Origin of the sequence: uncultured Methanobrevibacter sp. (genome assembly GCF_900316895.1) — an archaeon.
In the GTDB taxonomy this organism is placed as follows: Archaea; Methanobacteriota; Methanobacteria; order Methanobacteriales; family Methanobacteriaceae; genus Methanocatella.
This window is the reverse complement of the sequence record NZ_ONER01000005.1, coordinates 25,831-34,544: the sequence shown is the minus strand read 5'-3', so window position 1 is coordinate 34,544 and position 8,714 is coordinate 25,831. Positions and strand designations below refer to the sequence as shown.

Sequence of the window (8,714 nt, the reverse complement as noted above, 5' to 3'; positions counted from 1 at the left end):
TTAATCATTACGAAAACAATCGCCGAATATTTCAACGTGACATATCTTCATTTCTGCAAAAATGGCGTAAGGGAAGGAATCCTGATGGAAATTCTTGAAAATGAAAGCCATGAATCTCAAAATAAGCAAAATGTTTCATTGGACGTCGCAGATATCAGTCTTACCGTTGATGAAAATGCTGAAATTTCAATTGTCCTTCCGCAAAATGCAACAGGAACAGTAACAGTTAAATTGGCAGATAATGTCTACACCGCTTCATTTTTAAACGGAAGTTGTGTAATCATTATTCCAAAACTCGAATCAGGCAACCATTCTGCCAAAATAACCTACAGCGGTGATGACAACTATATGTCCAACAAGACAAAAATCAACATTCATGTCAAATCAGCATCACTTGATGCACATGACATGCTTCGCTCCTGGAATAGTGACTATGACTATCAGGTTAAACTCGTTGATGAGGATGGAAATGGCATTGCAAATAAATTGATTTCATTTACTGTTCTGTCAAATCAGTATTATGCAATGACTGATGAAGGGGGAATTGCCAGTTTTAGGGCGAAGTTGAATGAAGGCACATATTCCGTGTTTGTTTCTTCAGAGATTGCCGGAAATGCGACAAGGACATTGAAGATTGTAAACCGCATTGAAAACAATAATGACCTGACAGTATACTATGCGAGCAATGCCGAATATAAGGCAAGAATCATCGGTGATGACGGAAATCCTGAAAGTGAAGGGAAAAACGTAGCCGTTCTCATTGACAACAAGATGCAAAACCTCAAGACAGATAAAAACGGATTTCTTACAGTTAGGATTGACAGTAACTTTAAGGTTGGCTCACATTCCATTGAAATCAGATATAATGGGGCAAGCGCCAAGAATAAGGTTGTCGTAAAGCATCTGGTGAGCCTTAAATCAGCATCCGTCAAAAAATCCGGCAAAAAATTGGTATTGACCGCAAGTTTGGCAAAGGTCAACGGTAAATATCTCAAGAATAAGGTGATTGTCTTCAAGTTCAAGGGAAAAACCTACAAGGCAAAAACCAACTCTAAGGGTGTTGCAAAGGTCAGCATTAAAAAATCAGTCTTGAAAAAGCTCAAAGTTGGCAAAAAGGTAACTTATCAGGCATCATACCTCAAAGACACTGTCAAAAAGACTGCTAAAGTTAAAAAGTAGCTCGCTTCGGCGGTTACTTCACTTTTTTTTATTTTTTAGCTATTTTCCGCTGATTCCATATTCTAAGAACCATTCATATTTTCGCTATTTTTTGTTTATGATTTTGAAGACATCAGTTTTTTTAAGTAGTTTAAACATAGATATTTTATATAGTCTTAGGGTTGGTGGTAATTATGAAGTTGGATTTCAAAAAGACTTTTAATATTGTTCTTATATTTTTAATTTTATTGATTACTTTGTGTGCCGTTTCAGCTCAGGATAACGATACGCAAATTATTTCGCAGGACATGGCTTCCTTTGAAAATGAGGATAATGAATTGAGCATTGATTATGGGGAAAATGCATGTAATGATTCTCAAATTGAGGTAAATGGAATAGAGTGGTATTGTAATGAGAATAATGTTCTTGAAAGCTATATAAAAGATGCTAATGGAACTCCAGTTAAAAATAAACAAATTAATTTATTTATAGATGGAAAACAGTATAATGAAACCTCTGATGATTTGGGAAAAATCACATTGGATTTGAATTTAAAACCAAACAGCCATGAAGATGTCAATGATGAAAATAGAATATGTCCTTTAGGCAATGATTTGAAGATAGGGAATTATAAAATGCCCGTTCAAATCAAAGATTCTAAAAATTATGTTGTCTTTAAAGATTCTAAAGCAAAGGTAACCGCAAAAGCAAAAACCCCTGCGGGCGAAGACTGCTGTTCTTTTTATTTGCAGGTGAGCGATACCGAGGCAGTCGGAGGCTTTAGAAGGGACAATACCGGAGCATCCACTATCACCGTAAAACACTGTAAAATAAGGGGATTGCGTGCCGTGAAACATTCCAATTCCAATGGTTTTGTTCACTTGATCGTCTTTTCTAACGGGTGGATGGTAGGCAATGGCGGACTCGACTCCGATGGTTTCATCAAAAGAATGCAAAGGTTGGCTGTGGATATGGTTAAGTCAAATAAAATTAAAATGTCCTCCATAAAAAAGATCTACAGGTATAAGAGAAGCATAAATTTCGGACATTTTGCAATTAAGGCTCCAAACGGCAAATATGCTGTTGCATGGAAAAATAAAATCATCACAGGCAAATTGAAACCTGGCCAATTCCTTTGCACACCTAATTTTAAACAGTATTATCGTCACAGCACTTATGGAAAATACAGTAAGAATCCGGCTAAAGCCGCAATCAAAGTAGGTGCTACCGACAAATATGGTGTAAACAGAAGGCAGATTGTAGTTCTTCATTGGAAAGCTGCTTCAGATAAGAAGTATAGGACAACATCTTCAGTTAAATGTTATGCTGCAAACGATAACGGTAGATTTGTTGGTGTATCCTCAGGCGGATTGGTCGACACCGTTAAATTTAAAGGCAAGACTGTCGGTGGACATAAACTTCCAAAGGTTCCAAGAATGAAATATATGGGCATTCATAAATTCGGAAACATTGACAGGCTTTTTAAGACTCCAACAACTGTAAAAGCTCCGGGTATAAAAAGTAATTTCAATACTGACAAATACTTTAAAGTAAAAGTTAAAAACAAAAATACTAAAAAAGTCGTTAAGAGAATAAAAATTAAAATTAAATTGACTTCCGGAAGCGGTTCACAGGTCTTCACCGTTAAAACAGATAATAGGGGTGTTGCTAAACTAAATACTAAAACCTTAAAAGCTGGAAGCTATAATGTTAATATAATGACTGCAGATTATAGATATAAAATTTCCGGAAAAAGTAGAATAACCATTATATGAGTCGGAAAATATCTGTTGTGTAATTATATGCAGTATTTATGATTTTGGCAATGATCTAAAAGAGAGAGTATTGGTGTTTAAGTGACTAGTTTAAACACCATGTGTTTTTTTTGAGGAAAATTATATATTGGCAGATTTTTTTTTAATTTTCCGAACGACTTGTATCAAATTTTGAAAATTGTGAAAAATCTAATTCAACACAATTCTAAGTTTGGAGAGTATTAGTATTTGTGACTAATAATGTAGAGTGTTTTAGGTTTACCTAAATTTCATCTCTATTACTTACTTTGTCACCATAGTATATAAAGCTTTGCATTTTTTTAGGTATGCCTAAATTATATTACAAAATATAAAAAGAAAAAATGGCGCATTGTTCATAGCCTTTTCATTGTCTGTTCCAATCAAAAGATTGATTAATGCCGAATGAAAGATTATGATTAACAACAGGTGATTAAATGTTTGGAAACATGAACAAGACTAAGGCATATGCATATCTTACAGGAATATTTTTTGCCTGCATGATTGCATCCAACATATTGGCTACCCGGACACTGGAAATAAGTTTCATAGCTTTGCCCTGTTCGATATTGACATTTCCGATACTGTTTATCGTCAATGATATCCTGTCTGAAATATACGGTTACAAACTGACAAGGGATGTTATCTATTTGGGTTTCATCATCAATGTTGTGGCGGTTGGCCTATATCAGGTTGCCATGTTGTTTCCTTCAAGCAGTCCCAATGCTCCTGCATTTGCAGCTCTTCTCTCAACAACTCCCCGACTCTTTGTTGCAGGGCTTGTTTCCTATATGCTGGGCAATCTCTTAAACTCCCAGATACTTGTCAAATCAAAGGAAAAATACTCTGATCTGCTTTTTGTACGTGTTATATTGAGTACGGTAATAGGGGAAACCGTTGATTCTGTTATTTTCATTTCAATTTCATTCTATGGAGTTCTGCCTAATGAATTGATTGTGACCATGATCTGCTGTCAGATAGTGTTCAAGGTATTGTATGAACTGATATTCTATCCTGTAACTCGAAAAGTGATTTTAAATATAAGGACCTTGGATGAGGGGTCACTGTTTGATTAGAATTAAAAAAAGAGTTATTGGAAACTCATTAGAGTTTCCCTAAATTAGTTTTTGAATTTCTTCACGAACGATTTTGTTTACGAGTCCACCGTCCGCTTTTCCTTTGAGCTGTTTCATGCACATTCCCATCAATGGACCCATGGCACCCATCTGGCGTTCCTTAACCATTCCTTCATTTTGAGCTACAATATCTGAAATGATTTTATGCACATCATCTTCGCTCATCATGACCAGATTGCTTTTCTCGGCGATTTCTGAAATTTCTGTGTCAGGTGCTTTGATGGTTTCGACTGCAAGTTTTCTCACGCTGTCCTTTGCAATTTTGCCGTCAGCCAATAATGTGAATATTCCTTTGAAATGATCTAAAGTTAAGACATTAACATCATGCCCTTCCCTTTTGATTTCCCTGAGGTCATATGCAAGAAGTGAAGCGACAGGTGTTGCATCAACATCAACATCAGCCAAAATTGCCTCAAACATGTCTGCCTCTTGCCTTTTGACAAGCTGTGTTGCCAGGTCTTCACTTAGCTTGTACTCTTCAATGATTCTGGCCTGTTTGACGTCCGGCAGTTCAGGCAGGTTGTTTGCAATAGGCTCGATTCTGTCTTCAGTAATCTTGAATAACGGAATGTCGGTTTCAAGATACATCCTGTTTGCGGTCGGAAGAGGCCTCATGTATTCGGTGTTGCCGTCATCAAGCGCTTTTCTTGTCTCTTCAACGACACCGTCTAAACCTAATTGAGCTCTTCTTTTAACTTCCTCTAAAGCGGATATTGCGATGTCCTCGTCATGTGCTACAATGATGAATGCGTCCTCTTCGCCGATGTTTAAAAATTCAGCAATCTTGTCAACTTCATCCTGTTTGATTCCGTAAGCAGGCAATTCGTCAGAGTGGAAAATTCCTGCAACGCCACGTTTTTTGGCATAGCTTGCAATTTCAGTTCCGAATCTTCTTCCTGGCTGCACTTCACGACCGATCAATCCGTCATATCCTTTCAATACAACTGCCTTTATGGTTTCAGCTGATTTCAAAATCTTGGATTCTGTGTCTTCAAGAAGCTCATCCAGGTCATGAATCTCTTCTAAGACTTCAGCGTTTCTTGTCTGGAGCTCATTTCTGATATCAATAAGTGCCAGTTGCCTTTGAACTTCACGGTTTACGATTTCAGCCATTAAATCTAAATCCTGTACACCCTTGATTTCCACACGTGCCCCTTCTGCAATGGAAATGTTCAAATCCTGTCTGATTGTACCGAGTCCTCTTTTAACGTTTGTACTTCTCAATATCTGGCCGAGCATGTATGCAACTTCCCTTACCTGATCAGGATGGTGCATTGAAGGGTCTGTTGTGATTTCTGCAAGAGGTATTCCCAAACGGTCTAGCCTGAATTCGGTAAATCCGTCCTTGGTTTCAACCCTTCTTGCTGCGTCCTCTTCAAGACCTAAGCTTTCAATGACCACTTTTCCGTAAGGTGTTTCAAGGTAACCGTCGGTTGCAACCATTCCTGTTCTCTGGAAACCACCTGTGTTACTTCCGTCAATAACCTGTTTTCTCATTGTGTGGAATTCGTCAACAATGTGCATGTTCATAAGGCATGCGATTGTGATACAGATGTCCAAAGCCTCTTCGTTCAGGCTGTGAGGAGGTTCGTCATCGTTTTCCACAAGGCAGGTGTGCTTTGCAAAGTTTTCATATTTGAAGTTCAATCCCCTGAGTGATTCCTGCAGTGCAGCACGGTCGATTTCACCAAGCTCTGATTGGGTTGGCCTCAGTTTCCTTTGGATAAGTTCATCAAAATCATCGTCAACAAGCTCTGTTTTACATGGACAGAACAGCTTGTGCTGACTGTTCAATTGTTGGTGAATTTCAAGTCCCATTTTCAATCCTAATTTTTCATAATCGTATTCCATGCTATCACCTTAGTTCAAGAAATCCTTGATTGTGGATTTTTCTTTAAATTCACCTGCAATGTTGGTTTGCATAATCTCTTTTACCTTTTCGTAATCGTCACTTTGGCCTAATGCCCAGCATAATTTCACATAGGTTGTTTCAGGGGTCATGTCACGGCCGGATATTACGCCGGCATCCAGAATGTTACGTCCGGTTGAGTAGACGTTCATGTTTACCCTTCCGTAAAGGCATTGTGAGGTCATTACCACAGGAATCCTTTCGTCCTGTGCCCTTCTGAATGAATCAATCAGGTCATTCGGCACATGTCCGAGACCTGTTCCCTCAATGACAAGACCTTTGTATCCTTTGTCAATGTGATATTCGATAAACTCTTCGGAAATGCCAGGGAAGCTTTTGATGAATCCGACTTTTTCCTCAATGCCAGTATTCAGTTCAAGCTCATTTTCGCCACGTTTTGTATAATTGTAATCAGGATTAATAGTAACTTTCCTGTTTTCGATTGTAGCTATTGGCTGAGCGTTGATGCTTCTGAATGTGTCCCTTCTTGAGGTATGCATTTTCCTTACCTTTGTACCCTTGTGAAGGTAGTTGTATTTGTCGTTAAGGCTTCCGTGCATGCAGACGCAGACTTCAGCAATGTCGGACTTTGCCGCAACCACGGAATCTATTAAATTGATGTTTGCATCACTTGAAGGCCTGTCTGAACTTCTCTGAGCACCTGTAATGATGATTGGAACGGGAGTTTTGACCATGAAGCTCAATGCGGCTGAGGTATAGTGCATTGTATCGGTACCATGAGCTATCACAACGCCGTCAGCACCGTCGGAAATGTCATTGGCTATTTCTTCAGCGGCTTTCACCCAGTATTCAGGCTTCATGTCTTCACTTAAAATGTTATATAATGCCTTTACATTGTAATTGGCATAATCCAACAGTTCAGGGTTGGCCTTAACAAGGTCTGATGCGGTAAATTTAGGGTGCACTGCACCTGTACGATAATCGATAACTGAAGACACTGTACCACCGGTTGATACAATTGAAATGTTCTGTTTTGAATCATCATGTGGAATTTCAGTTTCATCATAACCTATTTTAGGCTTGTCGCCCTTTTCAATGAGTTCTGCAGTGGTATCCTTGATAGCCACTCCAATGTTATAACCGCTTGACAGCTTTATGACGAGATAACCGTCATCCGCGTCTTCAGGCCTGTCAAGTAGGATACCGGTATAGGATATGTCTTCCTTATTGACTTTGATGGTGTCTCCTATACTCAAACCGTAATTTTCAATATATTTTTCAGCATTTTCTTTATATGTCATCAAATCACACTATGAATTGTTTTTAATCCATTCAGCTCCAGCTTCTAGAACTTCAATGTTCACATCAATGACCTTAGGTTTGGATGCAAACATTTCTCTGATTGCATTTTCATAGGATTCGCGTTTTAAAACATCGCCCAATTCGGTCAATGCTCCTAAAAGTGCAGTGTTTGCAGTTCTTGCATTGCCGTGTTCCTCTGCAATATCCACACATGGCATTGCAATGACCTTAACGTCACGGTCTGTTTCATACTCTCCTATTTTAGCGTCATAAAGTATTACTCCGCCTTCTTTAACGTCCTGTGAGAACTGTTCCAGTGAAGGCTTGTTTAAGGCAATGAGGATGTCAATGTCATCAACGACAGGTGTTCCGATTGTTTCATTGGAAATTACAACAGAACAGTTTGATTTTCCTCCTCTCTGTTCCGGTCCGTAGCTTGGATACCATGAAACATGTTTTCCTTCAGCACATGCAGCCTGAGCGATTGTCAATCCTGCACTTAAAACACCCTGACCGCCGAATCCGGAAACCTTGATGCTTACAGGTTCCATTTCCTCATCGACATATCCTGTTCCTTCGCCTCTGTTAACGTTAAATATCTTATCCAGTGATTCGGTTGAAAAGTCACTGGCAGGCCTTTGGACAGGTTCCTTGGTGTATAAGTTGTTCCTGAAGTTTTTGACAGGGAACTCTTTTTCCATTTGCTCTTCAATGAATTTCTGTGCACTTGCAACGTCCTGTTTCAGGTTGGTAGGGCAAGGTGACAATACTTCAACGAATGAATATCCTTTTCCTTCCTTCTGAACGGTCAGTGCCTGTTTGATTGCATATTTTGCAAGTCTGATTTTCAATGGATTTGCAAGGGATACCCTTTCGATGTATACAGGTGCCTTTAGAGTATTGATTAGTTCGCACATATGTGTAGGGTGTCCTGCATAGTCAGGATCTCTTCCGGTCTGGCATGTCACTGTCTTCTCGCCAATAAGGGTAGTTGGTGCCATCTGTCCACCGGTCATTCCGTAAACGGTGTTGTTTACGAAAAATACTGCCATCTTTTCTCCACGGTTTGCAGCCTGCAGGGTTTCATTCAAACCGATTGAAGCAAGGTCTCCGTCTCCCTGGTAGCTCATGACAATTGCATTGTCTTCAGCTCTGGAAATTCCTGTAGCAACAGCAGGTGCTCTTCCGTGAGCTGTCTGGAAGTTTCCGCAGTTGAAGTAGAAATAAGCATATACTGAACATCCCACAGGAGATATCATGACACATCTTTCCTGAATTCCGAGCTCGTCCATACATTCTGCAATCAATTTGTGTAGGATTCCGTGTCCACAACCGGCACAGTAGTGAGTAGATTGAATATTTGTTCCTTTTCTAGGATATTCTTCTAAAAGGGATTGTGGATTTCTACGTATCTGTAATTCATAATCTTTGTTTTCATTATCACTCATTTTTCCA

At 39.1% G+C, this 8,714-nt stretch carries 6 protein-coding genes; 3 read left to right on the top strand and 3 right to left on the bottom strand.

The window, feature by feature from the left end:
• The 3 genes from QZN27_RS01520 to QZN27_RS01510 form a co-directional block, all read left to right on the top strand.
• A partial coding sequence (locus tag QZN27_RS01520; RefSeq protein ID WP_296782771.1) for an Ig-like domain-containing protein occupies positions 1–1,179 on the top strand: 1,179 nt, incomplete at its 5' end.
• 227 nt (positions 1,180–1,406) lie between these two features.
• Positions 1,407–2,933, top strand: a complete 1,527-nt coding sequence (locus QZN27_RS01515) for a hypothetical protein (protein ID WP_296782769.1) — start codon at positions 1,407–1,409, stop codon at positions 2,931–2,933.
• Positions 2,934–3,388: 455 nt separating this feature from the next.
• Positions 3,389–4,027 carry a queuosine precursor transporter gene (locus QZN27_RS01510; RefSeq protein ID WP_296782767.1) on the top strand — a complete coding sequence of 213 codons (639 nt, stop codon included), beginning with the start codon at positions 3,389–3,391 and terminating at the stop codon, positions 4,025–4,027.
• Between the two features lie 39 nt (positions 4,028–4,066).
• Here QZN27_RS01510 and gatE read toward each other — a convergent pair whose 3' ends face one another.
• Genes gatE through QZN27_RS01495 form a run of 3 tightly spaced genes read right to left on the bottom strand, consistent with a single transcriptional unit; the run spans position 4,067 to position 8,707 of the window.
• Complete coding sequence (gene gatE / locus QZN27_RS01505; RefSeq protein WP_296782765.1) at positions 4,067–5,938, bottom strand: Glu-tRNA(Gln) amidotransferase subunit GatE; 1,872 nt, start codon at positions 5,936–5,938, stop codon at positions 4,067–4,069.
• Between the two features lie 9 nt (positions 5,939–5,947).
• Positions 5,948–7,258 carry a Glu-tRNA(Gln) amidotransferase subunit GatD gene (gatD, locus tag QZN27_RS01500; protein ID WP_296782763.1) on the bottom strand — a complete coding sequence of 437 codons (1,311 nt, stop codon included), beginning with the start codon at positions 7,256–7,258 and terminating at the stop codon, positions 5,948–5,950.
• Between the two features lie 9 nt (positions 7,259–7,267).
• The gene (locus QZN27_RS01495; RefSeq protein ID WP_296782762.1) at positions 7,268–8,707 is read right to left on the bottom strand and encodes a 2-oxoacid:acceptor oxidoreductase family protein; all 1,440 of its coding nucleotides are present in this window, start codon (positions 8,705–8,707) and stop codon (positions 7,268–7,270) included.
• Positions 8,708–8,714 lie beyond the last annotated feature (7 nt).